Below are 19135 nucleotides of genomic sequence, written 5' to 3'. Positions count from 1 at the left end.
ATAATCAGTGGAGATTTTACTTCATTGATTATTCATTTTTAAAAATTATATAAGGATGCTAATTAGAAAGGAAATGGTTTCTTTGATACCTAATATTTTAATAGTAGACGATGATCCGCATATTAGGGAACTTGTGTCTGTATTTTTAGAAAGAGAAGGTTTTCAAATATATGAAGCAATTGATGGACTAGATGCACTTCAGAAAATAGATGAAGTGAAAGTCGATATGGTTATTTTGGATATTATGATGCCGAATATGGATGGATTTGATGTATGTTTTGAATTAAGAAAATACTATGATATCCCGGTTCTGATGCTAACTGCTAAAGGAGAAACGTCTCAAAAAGTAAAAGGGTTTCACCTTGGCACGGATGATTATCTTGTAAAACCTTTTGATCCGATAGAATTAGTAGTAAGAGTAAAGGCACTACTGAAACGTTACCAAATTACAGTATCGCAATCAATCCAAGTTGGAAATGTACTGTTAAATCGTAAAACATTTGAAGTTACAATTGGAGAACAAACGGTTACGTTACCGCTAAAAGAATTCGAATTACTCTTTACTTTAGGTTCTAAAGCGGGAAGAACTTGTTCGAGAGAGCAATTAATTGAAGATGTATGGGGATATGATTTTGAAGGGAATGAACGTACACTAGATGTTCATATTAATCGGTTGCGTGAGAAGTTCCAAGAAGAGCAGTCGAAGTTTAGTATTAAAACAATAAGAGGTTTAGGATATCGCTTAGAGGTAAGTAAATGAGAAGAAGAGAACGAATGAGTAAGTTGAAGATATTGAAAGTAATTGGAGCGGTAATAGCGCTCTTTTCTTTTCTCACTATCATTTGGTCTATCGCATTTTATGTAGCATCTAGTATATTAGATACTCTTGAAATAAACGTATCGCCGTTTGTTACTTTTTTAATTAGTGATATGGTCGGCTTTGTATTTATTGTTCTTATTTGGGTATTGATCGGAGTATTAATGAGACCGAAGCGAGAGGCAATGATTTGGACTATTATTGAACCGATACAAAAAATTGCAAAAGGAGACTTCTCTGTAAAAATACGAAATGAAGAAAAGTATGATGGAGAAATTGGTGTGCTCGTAAAAAGTATAAATGATATGACAGATGAACTGAATGCGATGGAGAAAATGCGCCAGGAATTTGTATCAAATGTTTCTCATGAAATACAGTCACCATTAACTTCTATAAAAGGATTTGCTAGAGCACTACAAGATAACAGTCTTTCCGAGGAAAAAAGAAAGCATTACCTTACCATTATTGAAACGGAAACAACGAGATTATCTAAACTGAGTCAAAATTTACTGAAGCTTACCCTTTTAGAGTCGGAAGAATATACACCAGAAAGCGAGACTTATCGATTAGATCAGCAGTTAAAGCAAATTGTGTTAAATAGTGAACCGCTCTGGACTGAAAAAGAAATTGAATTAGAACTTAATTTAGAGAAAGTGCACATTACTGCTGACCAAGAAAGTATGAGTCAAGTGTGGATTAATTTAATTTATAATAGTATTAAATTTACTCCAAGTGGTGGCGGCACAATTACAATCCAGTTAAAAGAATATGAGAAAGTAGTGGAAGTGCTTATTCGTGATTCGGGAATTGGTATATCTGAAGAACAGAAGCAACATATTTTTGAACGTTTTTATAAAGCGGATTCTTCACGAAATCGTGCCTATGGAGGAAGTGGCTTAGGTTTAGCTATTGTAAAGAAAGTGCTCGACCTTCATCAAGGAGAGATAAAAGTCGAGAGTGAGGAAGGGAATGGGACAGAATTTATTGTGTGTATTCCTAAATATAAAGAGAAATAGTGTTAGGAGGATATTTTCTAACACTATTTCTCTTTATAAATACATTTACCATTGCTGCAGCTATACTGATAAGCTTTTCCTTCACTATTCATACGGTATGAGTAATCAGATTCTTTATCTTTCTTAAAGTCAACGTATGCTTCTGCACCGTTTTTATCATCATCAATATCAATGAATTGAACGTGTCGTATAGAATAATCCCTTTTTTCACTTAAACCTCTTTCTTGTAAGTTTGTATGAATACCTTTTATTAATTGGTCGAACAGTAACCAGTTTAAATTAAGATGCTCAAATGATTCAGTATGTCTTCCTAAAATGCCGTTGTCTTGTATTATTTTTTTATTATTATCGTATGTATAAGAGTATGCAAAATAAGGTTCGTCTTTATATACTACTGTTGCATAATAGCCGATATTATAAAGGGGAGTATATTTTCCGGTGATGCTTTGTATCTCTTTTTGTTTATAGTTTTTTATAGTATGGAGATAATCATGGGTATCTTTTTCTATTACTTTATAGTTTAGAGGATTACCAAATATAAAGTACATTGCAAAAAATATGATACATAGTCCTACTGCAGTTAGTGATAAGAACCATTTTTTTCTTTTCATACGTATACACTCTCCTGTTAAGACTTACTCTTTATTTTACATTAAATATGTGAAGTATAGGAGGTTTCTTTATTGTAAATTTTCTATAGTTACCTACAAGTAACCTACGCACATGAAAGTGCATCATTGCCTTTTTTCATAAACATAGATACACTTTTAATATAATAAACAACTGAGAAGATTAAGGAGTGTTATACTTGGCAGAATTATTACAAGGCAAAAATGCTTTAATTACAGGCGCAGGTAGAGGTATTGGTCGTGCTGTAGCAATTGCATTAGCGAAAGAAGGCGTAAATGTCGGTCTTTTAGCTCGTTCAGAAGAAAACTTAAAAGCTGTAGCGAAAGAAGTAGAAGCAGAAGGCGTAAAAGCTGTTATTGCGACTGCTGATGTTTCTTCATATGAAGAAGTGACTACTGCGATTGAGACATTAAAAAACGGTTTAGGCTCTATCGATATTTTAATTAATAACGCTGGTATTTCTAAATTTGGTAAGTTTTTAGAATTAGACGTTGCTGATTGGGAAAAAATCATTCAAGTAAACTTAATGGGTGTATACTATGCAACTCGTGCCGCTTTACCAAGCATGATTGAGCAAAAATCTGGTGATATTATTAATATTTCATCTACAGCCGGACAAAAAGGTGCACCTGTAACAAGTGCATATAGTGCTTCTAAATTTGGTGTTCTTGGCTTAACAGAATCGTTAGCGATGGAAGTTCGTAAGCATAACATTCGTGTAACAGCTTTAACTCCAAGTACAGTAGCAACTGATATGGCTGTAGATTTAGGGTTAACTGATGGAAATCCAGATAAAGTAATGCAAGCAGAAGATATTGCAGAGTTTATCGTAGCGCAGCTGAAATTAAATAAACGTACATTTATTAAATCAGCAGGACTTTGGTCTACTAATCCGTAAGGGATAAATTTATAAATAAAGAAGGGATATCTATTCTGTAATGAAGTAGATGTCCCTTCTTTATTTTTTGTATATGAGACAGAATTTTCGGTATAATCAAAAGTGAATAGTAGAAAGCACTGAAAAATTGAAAGGGATGGTATTTACATGAGTACGATTGAGAAATGGACGGCTGTTGATCAATATGTGAGTGATGTATTAATACCGAAAGATTCTACATTAGAAGAAGTTCTTCAAGAAAATGCTGCAGCTAATTTACCAGCACATGATGTATCACCAACGCAAGGGAAGTTTTTACAATTATTAGTACAAATTCAAGGAGCGCGTAACATTTTAGAAATTGGTACTCTAGGCGGATATAGCACGATATGGCTTGCGAGGGGATTGCCATCTGGGGGCCGAGTTGTTACATTGGAAGCAAATGAAAAACATGCAGAAATTGCACGTAGCAATATTGAACGTGCTAATTTGACTGATAAAATTGAAATACGAGTAGGATTAGCTTTAGATTCTTTACAGCAAATAGAAGATGAGAAATATGGACCATTTGATTTTATTTTCATAGATGCTGATAAACAAAATAACCCTGCTTATTTTGAATGGGCGCTGAAACTATCACGCCCGGGAACTGTCATTATTGGAGATAACGTAGTACGTGAAGGAGAAGTAATTGATAATACTAGTAATGACCCCCGTGTACAAGGGATACGCCGTTTCTATGAATTAATAGCTGCTGAGCCGCGTGTTAGTGCTACAGCGCTTCAAACTGTCGGAAGTAAGGGATACGATGGATTTGTAATGGCAATCGTAAAAGAATGATGTAAGGAGATAGATAGAATGAAAAAGATGTTTGAAAAATTATAACATGTATCGTGTATAACGAGATTAGCTCGTGGGCCTCCGACATACATAACACTATATTATATATTAAAAAATTGGAGGCTGTAAGTAGATGAGAACGGAAAAAGAAATGTTAGACTTAATTATAAATACAGCAAAAGAGGATGAAAGAATCCGAGCAGTTATCATGAATGGATCACGTGTAAATCCCAATGTGAAAAAAGATTGTGTTCAAGACTATGATATTATGTATGTTGTAAATGAAATACAATCTTTTACATCTAATCATAATTGGATACGTAGATTTGGAGAAATAATGATTGTACAAATGCCGGAAGAAATGTCATTAGTTCCACCAGATGGAGACGGAAAGTTTCCGTATTTAATGCAGTTCATGGATGGGAATCGGATCGATTTAACACTAGTTCCAGTTGAATTAATAAATAATTTCGTTGGACAAGATAGTTTAAGTAAATTGCTTCTCGATAAAGATAATTGTATGGAGGAATTTCCACCAGCAAGCGATAAAGACTACTTAATAAAAAAGCCTACAGAAAAAGAGTTTTTAGATTGCTGTAATGAGTTTTGGTGGTGTAGTACAAATGTGGCAAAAGGATTATGGAGAGAGGAACTTTCTTATGTGAAAGGGATGCTTGAAGGACCAGTGCGAGATATGTTAATCGTAATGCTAGAATGGCATATTGGTATGAAAACAGACTTTACAGTTAATACAGGGAAGTTTGGGAAGCATTTCGAACAGTATTTTGAAAAAGATATGTGGGAGCAATTTAAAAGGACATTTTCTAATGCAGAATATGAAAACATATGGGAGTCATTCTTTGTTATGGGTGATTTATTTAGGGAAGTGGCGAATGAAATTGCTAACACATATGGATATCGCTATCCGCAAGATGATGATGATGATAAAGTGACGAACTATTTAAAACATGTGAAAGCTTTGCCAAAAGATAGTACATCGATTTATTAATAATATAAAGCAGTAAGACTGTCCTAATAATGGACAGTCTTATTTTTGTATATTGATAAGAATTTCTCTAACAAAGTGCAGATGAATCACATATGAAAATTTAGGGAGGTTTTTTACCATGTATTATTTTTATTCGCCAGAAATGTTCGCTCCATATCAATGGGGACTAGAACGAGATGTTTCGTATGCTTATATGCCATATAACTCATTTTATTATGGAGACAATATAAGTTCATTGCCATACGCATATATCCCTCAAAATTATGAAGTACAAATGAAAGCAGATGAGCGTGGATCATGGACACCATTTTCATGGGTCGAAAAATATGCGTATGCATTTTCAGGACCGTACAATAAAGCGGAAGTCGCTCTTACATTTGATGATGGACCGGATTTAGAATTTACGCCAAAAATATTAGATAAGTTAAAACAACATAATGTAAAAGCTACTTTTTTTCTGCTTGGTGAAAATGCAGAAAAGTTTCCGAATGTAGTAAAGCGTATTGCGAATGAAGGGCATGTAATTGGCAATCATACGTATAGCCATCCAAATTTAGCGAAAGTAAATGACGCTGAGTACCGTAATCAAATAATAAAAACAGAAGAAATATTAAATCGTTTAGCTGGTTATGCACCGAAGTTTATTCGTCCGCCGTATGGTGAAATACTTGAAAATCAATTGAAGTGGGCAACAGAGCAAAATTTTATGATTGTACAGTGGAGTGTTGATACGGTTGATTGGAAAGGTGTAAGTGCGGATACGATTACAAATAATGTGTTAGGGAACTCATTTCCTGGTAGTGTCATACTGCAGCATTCAACTCCAGGCGGGCATTTACAAGGATCTGTTGATGCGTTAGAGAAAATTATTCCGCAGTTAAAAACGAAAGGAGCACGCTTTGTAACGCTACCAAGTATGTTCCAAACATCGAAAGAGAGAAAATAAAGTGAAATGTAAATCAGTCGGGTTTTGTCAATCATCCACTGATTATTGGCTCACTTGTACAGGCGCCCGACATCCCACCAATTCCTTGCACTTGCAGAAATTTGAGGTGGGATTCTTATTGCTTACAAATGGCAGGATAAAGAATAGGACTCCCAAGTGTTTTAAAATGGGAGTCCTATTTTGTTTATAAACTATTATTCTTTAGCAATTTTTTTCCTTGTTCTATAACAAACTCATAGTATGCAAGATCATATGGATAAATATCTTCAAACGTAATTGTTATCGGATTATTGTTTAAAACAGAAATAGTTGTAAAAGATGAAATCTCTCTTTTTAATAGTTGTAGAAAAGAAGTTGCATGTACTTTCATCACATCGTCTACTTCTTCACCTGGTGCGAATGGAAGTGGATCGATGACGTTGTGAAAATACATATGGCAAAACTCGCGATCCGTAAGATTTGAAATTTCATAATCTATTGTAAAGATTCCATTGTATGCTAAATCAGTCTTTTGAAAGGAAATCCCTAATTCTTCCTTAATTTCACGAAGGCCACCAATTTGTACATCTTCATCATGCATAATATGTCCAGCTGAAGTAATATCCCATATACATGGAGCTTCTTTTTTATTTTTAGAGCGTAATTGGAAATATAAGAATATATCTTCAGCATCTTTTTCTACAAACCAACAATGAAATGTTTCGTGCCAATCACCGTCACGATGCACTTCATCACGTAATTTTTTCCCAAGTGTATTTCTTTCAGAATCAAATATTGTTAACCACTCTGTCATTTTAATTCCCCTTTCTGCAAATTTTATTATACAATATTTGTATTGAATTTTGGGAAAATAAAGAAAAAGGAGAGGGTATAAGTGGGGATAGAAAGCGCGGAAATAAAATCGATTATTTCAACAGAGGAAGAATTACGGAAAATATTAGGGCAACCAAGTGAGAGAGCTTTGAAAAAGGTTATTTCATCATTAGACTATCATTGCGTAGATTTTCTGTCTAAATCTCCTTTTCTAGTATTATCTACTGCAAATAAATTAGGAGAGTGCGATGCTTCGCCGAGAGGAGATGCACCTGGATTTGTTTACGTATTAAATAATAATAAAATTATTATTCCAGAAAGATCAGGCAACCGCCGTATAGACTCCATTTTGAATATTATTTCAAACCCAAGTGTAGGGTTACTCTTTTTTATTCCAGGTCTTGGGGAGACACTCCGAATAAATGGCCGAGCGTATATAACAAACGACGAAGAAATTTTGCAAGAAATGCAGGCGAATGGACGCACTCCGCTACTTGGAATTGTTGTTGAAATAGAAGAATGCTACATTCATTGTGCAAAAGCTTTTATTCGTTCGAAAATGTGGGATCCAGAATCTTGGTTACATAAAAAAGAGTTACCTTCAGCAGCAAAAATGTTGCTGGAGCACGCGAAAGTAAATACTTCTGAAGAGGATGTTGCACGTTCTTTAGAAGAAAGTTATACGAAAAGATTGTATTAAAAAAGTTTTATTTATATAGTTTTGTAAGGTGAATATGTACACATTTTAGAATGGGATATTTATATATAAACCGTTGACTTATAAGAAGGAGAAACAACAAAATAGGTAAATCGAGCGGCAATTGTAAAATGTTATTGTGAAATATAATAAAAAATGATTTTGAAAATTGTTAGTAAAAATAGGCTTGCTTTTTAAAAAGTTGATAACTATAATAAGTTAACAAATAGACATGAACGAAAAAGTAACGATAAGGACACGGAATTATTTTTACGGTTTACAGAGAGGGAAGCCAAGGGTGTGAGCTTCCTAACACGAGAAATGATTTTACCACCTTTGAACTTCAATAGTGAACGAGTAATCTAGTAATTATTGACGGAATCAGCCGTTATCTGAACTTGAGCAATCTAGGGAGAAATACGTCTAGGTTGGAACAAGGGTGGAACCACGAAAACACATTCGTCCCTTTCCTAGGGATGAGTGTGTTTTTTTATAGTTTTAGAGATTGAAAATTAAAAATAATTAAAAAATAGTATTGATTTTGTTTTTTATGCGAGTATAATGAGTTAACAAATAAACATGAACGAAAAGTAACGATAAGGACATGAAATCATTTTTACGGTTTACAGAGAGGGAAGTCAAGGGTGTGAGCTTCCTAACACGAGAAATGATTTTACCACCTTTGAACTTCAATAGTGAACGAGTAATCTAGTAATTATTGACGGAATCAGCCGTTATCTGAACTTGAGCAATCTAGGGAGAAATACGTCTAGGTTGGAACAAGGGTGGAACCACGAAAACACATTCGTCCCTTTCCTAGGGATGAGTGTGTTTTTTTATTATTTTGAAAGGAGGTGCAGTAACATGAAACGATTTGTACGTACGGAAATAACCACCACCTGCATGATCAAAAAGCAGAGTAAGGTGATTTATAGGTGTAACAATTAAACTTTTAGGAGGAGATTAGAAAATGAATAACGTTATTAATGTTGGGGTATTAGGTTTAGGAACGGTCGGTAGTGGTGTTGTCCATATTTTGAAAGAACATTATAAAAAAATTGCACTTGATACAGGGTATGAAGTGAAGGTAAAGACAGTCGTTGTACGTGATTTGGAAAAAGAACGTGATGTTTGCATTGATGGAATCGTAGTAACAAGTCATGTCGATGAAGTTCTAAATGATCCAAATATTGATATTGTAGTAGAGGTAATGGGCGGAATTAAAGAAGCAAAACAGCATATCGTTAAAGCTTTACGAAATAAGAAACATGTTGTAACAGCAAATAAAGATTTAATGGCTGTATACGGTGCAGAACTTCTCCAATTAGCGAATGAAAATGATTGTGATCTATGTTATGAGGCAAGTGTAGCGGGTGGTATTCCAGTATTAAGGGGATTAACGGATGGATTAGCTTCAGATCAAATTGAAAAAATAATGGGAATTGTAAATGGTACAACAAATTACATGTTAACAAAGATGAGTCAAAATGGATGGTCGTATGAAGAGGCTTTACAGGAAGCACAAAAATTAGGTTTCGCAGAATCGGATCCAACAGCGGATGTAGATGGGCTAGATGCGGCGAGAAAGGTAGCCATTCTTGCAAACTTAGGTTTTTCGATGAATGTTTCTTTAGATGATGTGCAAGTAAGAGGGATTCGAAAGGTCGAAAAAGAAGATTTACAAATGGCTGAAAAGTTAGGATTTACTATGAAATTAATTGGGAAAGCAGAGAAACAAGGTTCAGCCATTCATTTAAGTGTAGAACCGACGCTTTTACCAAGTCATCATCCATTATCGAATGTAAATAATGAATTTAATGCAGTATATGTTCACGGTCAAGCAGTAGGAGAAGTAATGTTTTACGGACCTGGAGCTGGGAAGTTACCGACTGGTTCTGCTGTAGTAAGTGATATTATTTCAATCGTTAAAAATATGAATCAAGTTCAGAAAAATAAAAGTGCGTTAAAAGAACCAGAACCGTATGAATTACAGGGAGATGAAGAAGTTGTTTCGAAATATTTCTTACGTATTTCATTACGAGATGAACCTGGGATGTTGCAAAAAATAACAGAATGTTTCGTTAATTATTCTGTAAGTTTAAAAGAAGTTATTCAATTACCTTTAAATCGTGAACTTGCAGAAGTCGTTGTTGTGACACATCAAACTTCAAAGTATCAATTCGAACGAGTTTTAGGAGCGATAGAAGATGTCGCAAGTGAAATAAACAGTTACTACATTATTGAGGAGGAAAAACAATATGTATAAAGGACTATTAAACCAATATGCTTCTTATTTACCGGTAAATGAAAACACACCTGATGTGAGCTTAATGGAAGGAAATACACCCCTTATTCCGTTATTAAATATATCAAAACAATTAGGGATTCAGTTATACGGTAAGTACGAAGGAGCGAATCCGACAGGTTCTTTTAAAGATCGTGGTATGGTAATGGCAGTCGCAAAGGCGAAAGAAGAAGGTTCGGAGGCAATTATTTGTGCATCGACAGGTAATACATCAGCATCGGCTGCCGCTTACGCGGCACGCCTTGGAATGAAATGTATTATCGTAATACCGGAAGGAAAGATTGCACATGGAAAATTAGCGCAAGCAGTTGCCTATGGTGCTGAAATCATTTCAATAGAAGGAAATTTTGATGATGCACTAAAGGCTGTAAGAAATATTGCTGCGGAAGAGCCGATTACATTAGTAAACTCAGTGAATCCTTATCGAATTGAAGGGCAAAAAACAGCAGCGTTTGAAATTTGTGACCAGTTACAAAGTGCACCAGATGTTTTAGCAATTCCTGTTGGGAATGCCGGAAATATTACAGCGTACTGGAAAGGTTTCTGTGAATATGAGAAAGAAAAAGGCTATAAGAAGCCAAGGATTCACGGATTCGAAGCGGAAGGAGCGGCTGCTATTGTAAAAGGACACGTCATTGAAGAACCTGAAACAATTGCAACAGCGATTCGTATCGGTAACCCAGCGAGTTGGTCATATGCAGTAGAGGCTGCCGAACAGTCTCACGGTGAAATAGATATGGTATCAGATGAAGAAATTTTACATGCGTATAGATTATTAGCAAAATCGGAAGGGGTTTTCGCTGAGCCAGGATCAAATGCTTCATTAGCTGGTGTGATTAAACATGTTCAATCTGGAAAAATCAAAAAAGGAGAGACCGTTGTTGCAGTTTTAACTGGAAACGGCTTGAAAGATCCTGATATCGCAATTTCTTCTAATACATTAGACATTGCAAGTGTTTCAAATAATATAGAACAAATTAAAGAGCATATTAAAGGGGTGATTATGTCGTGATACCATTAAGTATTCGTGTTCCTGCTAGTACAGCGAATGTTGGACCTGGATTTGATTCAGTAGGAATAGCTTTGTCATTGTATTTAAATGTAGTAGTAAAAGAGAAAGCTGATAAATGGCAAGTGATCCATTCCTTTGCTGAGTCGATTCCGACAGATGATAAAAATTTAATTGTTAGCACGGCATGTAAAGTTAGTCCTTCTTTATCACCCCATATAATAGAAGTTACTAGTAATATCCCCCTAACAAGAGGCCTAGGAAGTAGTGCATCAGCAATTGTAGCTGGGATAGAGCTTGCGAATCAACTAGGCGATTTGAACTTAACAACTGATCAAAAAGTTCAAATCGCTACAAATTTTGAAGGTCATCCTGATAATGTTGCTGCTTCTATATTAGGAGGAACTGTAATCGGAGCACTTGATGGAAAGAATGTTTCGGTTGTAAGAATTGAAAGTAAGGAATTAGGCGTAATTTCTCTTATTCCAAATGAAGAGCTAAATACAGATGAAAGCCGATCTGTATTACCAGATGTATTTCCGTTTCATGAAGCGGTTAAGGCTAGTGCGATAAGTAATGTATTAGTAGCTGCTTTATGTCAAAAGAAATGGGAAGTTGTAGGGGAAATGATGGAGAGAGATCATTTTCACGAGCCGTATCGTTTAGAACTTGTACCGTTATTACCATCTATTCGTAAATGTGCAAAAGAATTCGGTGCATACGGTACAGCGCTTAGCGGTGCAGGACCATCTATTTTTATATTAACGCCGTATGAGAAACGTCAAGAAATTGCTGAGCAATTAGCGAGAGTATTTACGTCTATGAAAGTGTGTGAGCTAGAAATCGATCATAGAGGAATTACTGTAAATAAAGAAGAACATATAGGGCTAAAAAAAAGCTAGCATTGCTAGCTTTTTTTGTTGTAAATATCTTTTCAGTGGGCATATAAAAGAAAAGTAATAATGTATAATTTAGTAAAGCGTGTATTCATTTGGAGGTGATCGTATGAAGACAGAGTCACCAGAAGAAAAAAGAGAACGTATAAGGCAAAGTGAATTGAAAAATAATCCTACCGGCTCTTTAAAGGATGGATTAAACAGAGCTGAATCCGGTAGTCCAGTTGATATGACAGGTGGTATGAATTGGAAAGGTACAGCGCTAGTAATTTTAGTGCTAGTTTTAGGCTATATTATATACACTTATTTTTTTAGTTAAGAAATGCACATTAAAGTTATGAATTATTTGCTTTTATAAGTAGTGAGGATGAAAAAACACGGTTATTGTATTACATATACTTTAAGCAAATTATAGTTGTTCATACACACTTATTTATAATACTCAAAATAGAGCTAGCGTTATGCTGGTTCTATTTTTTTGCCACATTTCTGTAACAAAGCCCCTGTATATTCAGTGGTGGAGGTGCAGAAGATGAAAAAAATGATAGTAATATGTCTTCTTACAACTATGTCATTTTCGACTTTAGCCGGGTGTGATGTAAAAGGTAGCAATGCTGTACAAGAGTCTAGAATAAAGAAAGCGACGTATAAAGAGTTTACTTACGATGTAAATCCAGAGACTTTCACGTTAACTGTAGCACATGACGGTGTAAAGGAACAGGCGTCACAGCCGTTGCCGAAAATGAAGGTGTCAAATGTAAAAAAAGACAAGAATCGCACATCTTGGGAATATCCAGATCAAAAAGTAAAAGTGAATCTAGAAAAGAAAAAAGATCATTTAAATATTGAAGTGGAATCGACTGGTGCAGAAAGCTTTACGTGGCCGAAAGTACAAGCTGAAAATTATACACTTCCGTTATGGGAAGGAAAGCAAATTCCGAGTGATGATGAAAATTGGAAGAAATTTTTAAAGGATGATGCATATTCATTTGCTGAATCATTTTCTATGAAGTTTTTTGCGTTAAATGGTTCAAAATATTCCATTGTATATATTGCGAACAATATGTTTAATAATGAATTGAAGTTTCATTCGGATCCGAAAATAGGATTTGATTTTATACATGAATTCCCGAGTATAAATAAAAAGAAAACATATGGATTTCAATTATATGTGACAAATAATGATGCAGTTAGTATTGCGAAACTGTATAAGGATAATATTGCTCAAAAAGGTGAATTTAAAACATTACAAGAAAAAGCTAGAAAAAATAAAGAGATTGAAAAACTTTATGGTGCGGCTCATTTTTATTTTTGGAATCAAAATGGTTTGTCTGAAAGTAACATAAATTGGCCGAAGATAAGAGAGCAAATAAATAGTCCTCTGTTTAGTCATATAAAAGAGCTTATTCAAAAGAATAGTTCGGAGCCTGGAGAACTGAGTGTATTTGAGCAAGTAAGTAAACAAGATTTTATTGATAAGTACCAAAAAAATGTTATTTTGCGTTATGTAAATGAAGTATTATCAATGAAGGAATTGTATAAAGAGGATATTTTCCAAAAAGTTGATCAGAACGCTAGTGAGTTATTAAACAAAGGGATAGATCACTTATCAAAAATGGAGTTGTATAACTTAAATAAGAATTTATTAAAGTCGGCGCTCGGTGACGCGGTTGAAGAAGTAAGTAAATGGGGTAAGGCAGATGGAACGGATATACTAAAGGAAATGAAAGCGGCAGGAATAGACAATGCATGGATAGGGTTACCGAACTGGGAACAAGGGTATATGCAGCCTAATTTCGTGACAGAAGCTAAGAAAATGGGATATTTAGTTGGTCCGTATGATTCTTACCATTCTATTCACGAAAAAGCTGATAAAAATTGGAATACAGCTTCTTTTACTGATCCATCGTTATATGAAGGGGCAACTGTAACGAAGAAAAACGGAGAAAAGGTGCAAGGCTTTTTAGGCAGAGGTCGCAAGTTAAACCCGACTTTATCGCTGTCTAGTGTAAAAGAACGCATGAACGATATATTACAAAATGGACCTAAATACAATTCATGGTTTATTGATTGTGATGCAACAGGTGAAATTTATGATGACTATTCGGCTAAACATATAACGACACAAGAACAAGATGTAAAAGCAAGATTACAACGAATGGATTATATTGCGCAAGAAAAAGGTATGGTAGTTGGCTCTGAGGGCGGAAATGATTTTGCAAGTAGCACGATAGTATTTGCTCACGGCATTGAAACGCCTGTTATTAAATGGGACGATGAAGATATGAGGAAAAATAAAACAAGTCCGTATTATGTAGGCGGATATTGGTCACCGAATCAAAATGTTCCAGATAAATATGCAAAACAAGTACCATTAAAAGAAGAGTATAAACAAGTGTATTTAAATCCTGTATATTCCGTACCATTATATAAAATAGTATACAATGATTCAGTTATTACAACGCACCACTGGGAATGGGGAAGCTTGAAAGTAAAAGATGAGGTAGGAAACCGTATGCTATACGAGTTATTGTATAATGTTCCTCCGTTGTACCATTTAGATGAAGTAGAGTGGAATAAGCATAAACAAGAAATTACGCAGCATCTGAAAGTTTGGAATGAAGTTCACGAAAAGGCAGTAAAAGAAAAAATGACGAACTTTGCATATATGTCAGAAGATAAACTAGTCCAATCTGCTTCGTATGGAAAAGAGATTAAAATTATTGTGAATTTCTCAAATGAAGAGATAGACATAGATAAGACGAAACTAAAAGCAAAATCCGCTTTCATTTATAATCATGGGAAGAAAACAATGTATACACCGCTTGAGAAATAATAATATAAAATTTATTGTTTCATTACTAATTTTGCTCTTTATTCTTGCTGCTTTTTTAGGTGGAAATCGAACAATTCGAAACGAATAAAATTATAAATTTATAATTTTAGATGTTGAGAAGTGTTAAATATTTGAAGCTGGAAAATAGTGACTTGCTAAAAATAAGCACGAGAGTATAATGTGAAATGGAATACATATTGGATTCATCATGTAACCTTACAAAAATGTAAGGTGATTGAAAGGAAATTCAATATGAAGATTGCTAGACATACATTATACTAGGGAAAGAGAAAGAGAGGAGAATGAATATGAGCTCTGAATTAGAACAAAATACGAGAAGCAGTAAAAAACGTTCTAAAAGAAAGTCAATAAAATGGTTCATTTTAATTCCATTCTTCCTACTTATTTTTGGAGGAGTAGGATATGGATCGTTAATATATAACAAAGCAAAAGCAGTTGTAAGTGATGCGTATGCAAAAATTGATAAATCATCAAAACGTGATAAAGAAGTTGAGCCTTTAAAGGATAACATCTCCATTTTAATTATGGGTGTAGATGGTAGTGAAATGCGAAAAAGTCAATACGGTGAAGCTGTTCGAACAGATGCACTTTTATTAGCAACAATTAATAAAGATGATAAATCGGTTAAATTAGTTAGTATTCCACGTGATTCACGTGTTTATATTCCATCTAGAAAAAAATTAGATAAAATTACTCATGCACACGTATTTGGTGGTGTTGAAAGTACACGAGATACTGTGGAAAAGTTTTTAAATGTTCCTGTTGATTATTATGTGAAGTTTAACTTTGAATCATTTGTTCAAATTGTAGATTCACTTGGTGGTATTGATATTGATGTACCAGTTACTTTCACCGAACAAGATAGTAAAGACCAAGCAGGTATGATTCATTTAGAAAAAGGCTTCCAGCATTTAAATGGCGAACAAGCACTTGCGCTTGCAAGAACGCGTAAAATTGACAGTGATGCAATGCGTGGTCAAAGACAACAACTTGTAATAGAAGCAATTGCTAAAAAAGCGATGTCTGTTCAATCTATTAGCAAAATGGGCTCTTTACTCGATGCGGTCGATAAAAATATGAAAACGAATTTAACTTTCGATGATATGCTTGCAATTACAAAAAATATGGCAGGATCTAATTTGGAAATGGAAAAAATGCAAGTAGAAGGTACGGATAAACGTATCGGAGGTATTTATTATTACATTCCAAACGAAAAAAATGTGAAAGATATTTCGAATAAGTTGAATCAACATTTAGGTGTAACACCAAAACCAGTTCGAAACGAACAATAAAAAAAGATTGGCCTTTGCCAATCTTTTTTTATCGGAATAGATTTGTAACTTTTCTGTAACGATTTTTTATTTCAGAAAAATTATACTCAAATCATTTTAATTTATATAAACAAAAGGTGCAAATATACGATATACTAGAGGAGACGATTTGGCAATTAACTCCTAACGCTGAAGAGAAACAAATTCAATTTATTAATACGATAGAAAGCGTTGAATTGATGGGAAATCGAAATAGGCTAAAGCAAATTTTCTTGAATATTGTTCAAAATGCTATTAAATATTCACGTGAAAAAGGTACAATTCACATTGAAGCGACTAAAAATGAAGGACAAGCAGTGATAAAGGTGAAAGACGAAGGGATTGGAATTGCTAAAGAGCATTTACCATATATAGAACAGTCATTTTACCAGATTAATAACCATGCTACAGGTGCAGGTCTTGGTTTAGCTATCGTTAAAAAAATGGTGGAGCTTCATAGAGGTACACTTAGTATTATAAGTAAAGAAGGAATAGGAACAACCATTTTGATAAAACTCCCATTATAATACATATAAAGTCTGTTTATATAGTGTAATAAAATAAATAGATGTATAATTATATTGGGTGATTTATATATAAGATTAATAGGGAGAGGAATTCGATAGAATGGAAAAAGCTTTTAAAATTAAACGAATAGTAGTCGTTTTAATAGCGATTGCAGTAGTAGCTATTGGGTATTTCATGTTTCAATCCATTACTTCACCAGCAAAGGCTGTTGCAAAACAAGAAAATGTAGTACAGCTCGCAAGTGAACAACCGAAAGTAGAAATGAATAAAACGGCACCAAGTCGTTTTAATGGAAAAGAAAGAAAAGTTGCTTATCTTACATTTGATGATGGTCCGGGGAAATATACGGCTGAATTATTAAATACGTTAAAACAACATGATGCGAAGGCGACATTCTTTTTAATTGGAGCAAATGTAAAAGAATTTCCAGATTTAGTAAAACGTGAAAATGCAGAAGGTCATTATGTGGGAATGCATAGCATGACACATAATTTTGCAAAGTTATATAAAAATGGCGAATATGTAAATGAGATGAAAGAGGATCAAAGCCTAATCGCGAACATAATTGGAAAATCACCTAAATTAACACGCCCGCCATACGGTTCAATGCCTGGATTAAATGAAAGTCTTCGAAATAAAGTGGTAGAGGGCGGCTTTAAAGTTTGGGATTGGACAATTGATTCATTAGATTGGAAATATAATAAAATGCAAGTCGATGCAGCTGCAGCACAAATTGCTCAAAATGTATTAAATAATGCAACAAAACCACAAGAAGTCATTTTAATGCATGACATTCACCCGCAATCAGTTGCTGCTGTGCCAGCAATTTTAAAAGGGTTAAAAGAAAAGGGTTATGAGTTTGAAGCTTATCATGAAGAGAGTCACTTCCCAGTGAATTTCTGGCATGATAACCGTATGTAATGGAGGAATGAACGTTGAAGTATGGAAAAGTAGCAGTAGTTGGAGCACTATCAGTAGGGTTATTAACAGGTTGTTTCGGTGAAAAACCAGAAGAAAATCTTTATACAGCTTTTGAAACAGCGGCTACACAAGAAAAATCATTAGTTGATGAAGCGAAGAAGTTAGAGAAGTTAGAGAAGGAAGGTCAAGAACTATATTCTCAAATTTTACAAGAAGGTAAAGATCATAATGAAGCTGTTATGAAGAAAATAGAGCAAGCTACTGCAAATGTAGATGACCGTGAAAAAGTATTGAAAAATGAGAAAGAAATGCTAGAAAAAGCTCAGAAAGAAACGAAATCCGTTCAAGGAAATATAGAGAAGCTTGAAGATAAGAAGTTACAAAAACAAGCGAAAGCAGTAGAAGAGTCGTATAAAAAACGTTATGATGCATTCCAAAAAATGAATGAAAATTATACGAAGGCGTTAGAGACTGAAAAAGAACTGTATGAAAAATTAAAAGTAAAAGAAACGAAATTAAAAGAAATTGGTGAAAAAGTTAAGGCTGTTAATGGACTGAATGTGGAAGCACAAAAGTCCAAAGAGCAATTTAACAATTTTACAAAAGAGTATAATGACAGTAAATTAGCATTTTACAAAGATGCAGAGATTAAGATTAAAGATCAGAAATAAAGAAGAATGTTAAGTGTAATAAAAAGCCGGGGAAACATCGTCACAAATGTTTTTTCGGTTTTTTATGTTAAATGAATAGAAAAGACTGGAATTGATATCATAAAAGAGTTATAGTGAATTATTCCAAGGGAAACATTGTAAAGTAAGGAGACTGGAAATATGTCATATGAATTTTTACTCAAATTAGGTTTAGCACTCTTTTTAGGATTATTCATCGGGATAGATAGGCAGCTAAAGAATAAACCACTTGGTGTGAAAACAAGTATGGTTATTTCTGTAGCAAGTTGTTTAATTACGATGGTTTCAATTGAATCAGTCCATGTATATTCTGTTCCAGGACATACAAATATGGACCCAATGCGTCTAGCTGCACAAATTGTAAGTGGGATAGGTTTTCTTGGGGCAGGTGTTATTTTACGAAGAAGTAATGACGTTATTTCTGGATTAACGACCGCCTCTATGGTTTGGGCTGCTTCGGCTTTAGGTATTGCGATTGGAGCTGGATTTTATTTACAAGCGACGGTTGCTATGATTTTAATTATTTTAGCGATTAACGTACTTCCACAACTTGTGAAAATTGCAGGGCCGTATTCATTAAGACAAAAGGATTTATCTATAAAAATTACTGTAAAAGAGCATCATGAGTTAGATGGTATATTTAAGCAAATTAAAAATTTAGGTATGCATGTGAAACGCGTAAAAATTAAAGATATAGATAGTGGAGCATTTCAGCAACTAGAGATGGTCATTTTAGCTCCAGAAGATCTATATACAACTGAGCTATATAGTTCACTAAAAGAGATAGATCGTGTTGTTTCAGTTGAAGTGGAAAGTAGATAATTGTAAGAAAAAAGAGTGAAGTGAATTGAACTGCACCCCAATTGTTAGACACAGTCTAACAATTGGAGGTGCAGTTTTTCTATGGCTAAATTTACAGCTGATGAAAAAATACAAATCGTTCTACGTTATTTGAACGGAAATGAAAGTTATCGA

18 protein-coding genes, 1 pseudogene and 2 other annotated features are annotated in these 19135 nt (G+C 34.3%); of the genes and pseudogenes, 17 read left to right on the top strand and 2 right to left on the bottom strand.

Going from position 1 to position 19135, the window contains the following annotated elements; genetic code table 11:
* Positions 1-82 precede the first annotated feature (82 nt).
* Together hitR and hitS are read left to right on the top strand one after the other, a co-directional pair.
* Entirely contained in the window at positions 83-760 is a 678-nt protein-coding gene (hitR, locus tag CO726_RS27515; protein ID WP_220389089.1) for an envelope stress response regulator transcription factor HitR, read from the top strand.
* Complete coding sequence (gene hitS, locus CO726_RS27510; RefSeq protein ID WP_136699880.1) at positions 757-1833, top strand: envelope stress sensor histidine kinase HitS; 1077 nt, start codon at positions 757-759, stop codon at positions 1831-1833. The genes hitR and hitS overlap by 4 nt, the downstream gene beginning before the upstream one ends.
* A 23-nt stretch (positions 1834-1856) precedes the next feature.
* Here hitS and CO726_RS27505 read toward each other — a convergent pair whose 3' ends face one another.
* On the bottom strand, positions 1857-2444 hold the full coding sequence (locus tag CO726_RS27505; RefSeq protein ID WP_136699879.1) for a DUF3139 domain-containing protein: 588 nt from the start codon (positions 2442-2444) through the stop codon (positions 1857-1859).
* A 197-nt stretch (positions 2445-2641) separates the two neighbouring features.
* Here CO726_RS27505 and CO726_RS27500 point away from each other — a divergent pair, with 197 nt between their 5' ends.
* The 4 genes from CO726_RS27500 (at position 2642) to CO726_RS27485 (ending at position 6135) form a co-directional block, all read left to right on the top strand.
* Complete coding sequence (locus CO726_RS27500) at positions 2642-3361, top strand: 3-ketoacyl-ACP reductase (protein WP_136699878.1); 720 nt, start codon at positions 2642-2644, stop codon at positions 3359-3361.
* A gap of 147 nt (positions 3362-3508) precedes the next feature.
* Positions 3509-4180 (top strand): O-methyltransferase, encoded by a 672-nt coding sequence (locus CO726_RS27495; RefSeq protein WP_099686370.1) that lies wholly within the window; start codon positions 3509-3511, stop codon positions 4178-4180.
* Positions 4181-4313: 133 nt separating this feature from the next.
* Positions 4314-5189 carry an aminoglycoside 6-adenylyltransferase gene (locus CO726_RS27490; protein WP_099686369.1) on the top strand — a complete coding sequence of 292 codons (876 nt, stop codon included), beginning with the start codon at positions 4314-4316 and terminating at the stop codon, positions 5187-5189.
* 118 nt (positions 5190-5307) lie between these two features.
* Positions 5308-6135, top strand: a complete 828-nt coding sequence (locus CO726_RS27485; protein ID WP_099686368.1) for a peptidoglycan-N-acetylglucosamine deacetylase — start codon at positions 5308-5310, stop codon at positions 6133-6135.
* 184 nt (positions 6136-6319) lie between these two features.
* On the opposite strand, the gene CO726_RS27480 is transcribed toward CO726_RS27485, so the two are convergent.
* On the bottom strand, positions 6320-6928 hold the full coding sequence (locus CO726_RS27480; protein ID WP_099686367.1) for an NUDIX hydrolase: 609 nt from the start codon (positions 6926-6928) through the stop codon (positions 6320-6322).
* Between the two features lie 81 nt (positions 6929-7009).
* Here CO726_RS27480 and CO726_RS27475 point away from each other — a divergent pair, with 81 nt between their 5' ends.
* The 11 genes and pseudogenes from CO726_RS27475 (at position 7010) to CO726_RS27425 (ending at position 18982) form a co-directional block, all read left to right on the top strand.
* Positions 7010-7648 carry a pyridoxamine 5'-phosphate oxidase family protein gene (locus tag CO726_RS27475; RefSeq protein WP_099686366.1) on the top strand — a complete coding sequence of 213 codons (639 nt, stop codon included), beginning with the start codon at positions 7010-7012 and terminating at the stop codon, positions 7646-7648.
* A gap of 235 nt (positions 7649-7883) precedes the next feature.
* Positions 7884-8115: a binding site (T-box leader), on the top strand.
* A gap of 114 nt (positions 8116-8229) precedes the next feature.
* Positions 8230-8461, top strand: a binding site (T-box leader).
* A 154-nt stretch (positions 8462-8615) separates the two neighbouring features.
* Entirely contained in the window at positions 8616-9911 is a 1296-nt protein-coding gene (locus tag CO726_RS27470; RefSeq protein WP_099686365.1) for a homoserine dehydrogenase, read from the top strand.
* Positions 9904-10962, top strand: a complete 1059-nt coding sequence (gene thrC / locus CO726_RS27465) for a threonine synthase (protein WP_000276455.1) — start codon at positions 9904-9906, stop codon at positions 10960-10962. The genes CO726_RS27470 and thrC overlap by 8 nt, the downstream gene beginning before the upstream one ends.
* Positions 10959-11861 (top strand): homoserine kinase, encoded by a 903-nt coding sequence (thrB, locus tag CO726_RS27460; RefSeq protein ID WP_099686364.1) that lies wholly within the window; start codon positions 10959-10961, stop codon positions 11859-11861. Before thrC ends, thrB begins: the two co-directional genes overlap by 4 nt.
* A gap of 103 nt (positions 11862-11964) precedes the next feature.
* The gene (locus tag CO726_RS27455; RefSeq protein WP_000846275.1) at positions 11965-12174 is read left to right on the top strand and encodes a DUF6366 family protein; all 210 of its coding nucleotides are present in this window, start codon (positions 11965-11967) and stop codon (positions 12172-12174) included.
* A gap of 213 nt (positions 12175-12387) precedes the next feature.
* The gene (locus tag CO726_RS27450) at positions 12388-14691 is read left to right on the top strand and encodes a glycoside hydrolase (RefSeq protein WP_099686363.1); all 2304 of its coding nucleotides are present in this window, start codon (positions 12388-12390) and stop codon (positions 14689-14691) included.
* 308 nt (positions 14692-14999) lie between these two features.
* Complete coding sequence (locus CO726_RS27445) at positions 15000-16004, top strand: LCP family protein (RefSeq protein WP_099686362.1); 1005 nt, start codon at positions 15000-15002, stop codon at positions 16002-16004.
* Between the two features lie 77 nt (positions 16005-16081).
* Positions 16082-16549: pseudogene (locus CO726_RS27440) on the top strand (sensor histidine kinase); the annotation flags it as partial.
* 100 nt (positions 16550-16649) lie between these two features.
* Entirely contained in the window at positions 16650-17471 is an 822-nt protein-coding gene (locus tag CO726_RS27435; RefSeq protein WP_098762250.1) for a peptidoglycan-N-acetylglucosamine deacetylase, read from the top strand.
* A gap of 14 nt (positions 17472-17485) precedes the next feature.
* Positions 17486-18142, top strand: a complete 657-nt coding sequence (locus CO726_RS27430; RefSeq protein WP_099686361.1) for a YkyA family protein — start codon at positions 17486-17488, stop codon at positions 18140-18142.
* Positions 18143-18301: 159 nt separating this feature from the next.
* On the top strand, positions 18302-18982 hold the full coding sequence (locus CO726_RS27425; RefSeq protein ID WP_000119508.1) for an MgtC/SapB family protein: 681 nt from the start codon (positions 18302-18304) through the stop codon (positions 18980-18982).
* Positions 18983-19135: the final 153 nt, after the last annotated feature.

The organism is Bacillus fungorum (genome assembly GCF_002746455.1).
GTDB lineage: Bacteria > Bacillota > Bacilli > Bacillales > Bacillaceae_G > Bacillus_A > Bacillus_A fungorum.
The sequence above is the reverse complement of the archived record's forward strand: the minus strand, read 5'-3'. Positions and strand labels throughout refer to the sequence as shown.

Excerpts from the sequence above, each read along its gene's own strand:
- CO726_RS27470 (WP_099686365.1), top strand. The coding sequence starts at position 8,616 with ATGAATAACGTTATTAATGTTGGGGTATTAGGTTTAGGAACGGTCGGT.
- CO726_RS27455 (WP_000846275.1), top strand. The coding sequence starts at position 11,965 with ATGAAGACAGAGTCACCAGAAGAAAAAAGAGAACGTATAAGGCAAAGT.
- thrC (WP_000276455.1), top strand. The coding sequence starts at position 9,904 with ATGTATAAAGGACTATTAAACCAATATGCTTCTTATTTACCGGTAAAT.
- CO726_RS27435 (WP_098762250.1), top strand. The coding sequence starts at position 16,650 with ATGGAAAAAGCTTTTAAAATTAAACGAATAGTAGTCGTTTTAATAGCG.
- CO726_RS27505 (WP_136699879.1), bottom strand. The coding sequence starts at position 2,444 with ATGAAAAGAAAAAAATGGTTCTTATCACTAACTGCAGTAGGACTATGT.
- CO726_RS27450 (WP_099686363.1), top strand. The coding sequence starts at position 12,388 with ATGAAAAAAATGATAGTAATATGTCTTCTTACAACTATGTCATTTTCG.
- CO726_RS27480 (WP_099686367.1), bottom strand. The coding sequence starts at position 6,928 with ATGACAGAGTGGTTAACAATATTTGATTCTGAAAGAAATACACTTGGG.
- CO726_RS27490 (WP_099686369.1), top strand. The coding sequence starts at position 4,314 with ATGAGAACGGAAAAAGAAATGTTAGACTTAATTATAAATACAGCAAAA.
- CO726_RS27495 (WP_099686370.1), top strand. The coding sequence starts at position 3,509 with ATGAGTACGATTGAGAAATGGACGGCTGTTGATCAATATGTGAGTGAT.
- CO726_RS27485 (WP_099686368.1), top strand. The coding sequence starts at position 5,308 with ATGTATTATTTTTATTCGCCAGAAATGTTCGCTCCATATCAATGGGGA.
- hitS (WP_136699880.1), top strand. The coding sequence starts at position 757 with ATGAGAAGAAGAGAACGAATGAGTAAGTTGAAGATATTGAAAGTAATT.
- CO726_RS27425 (WP_000119508.1), top strand. The coding sequence starts at position 18,302 with ATGTCATATGAATTTTTACTCAAATTAGGTTTAGCACTCTTTTTAGGA.
- CO726_RS27445 (WP_099686362.1), top strand. The coding sequence starts at position 15,000 with ATGAGCTCTGAATTAGAACAAAATACGAGAAGCAGTAAAAAACGTTCT.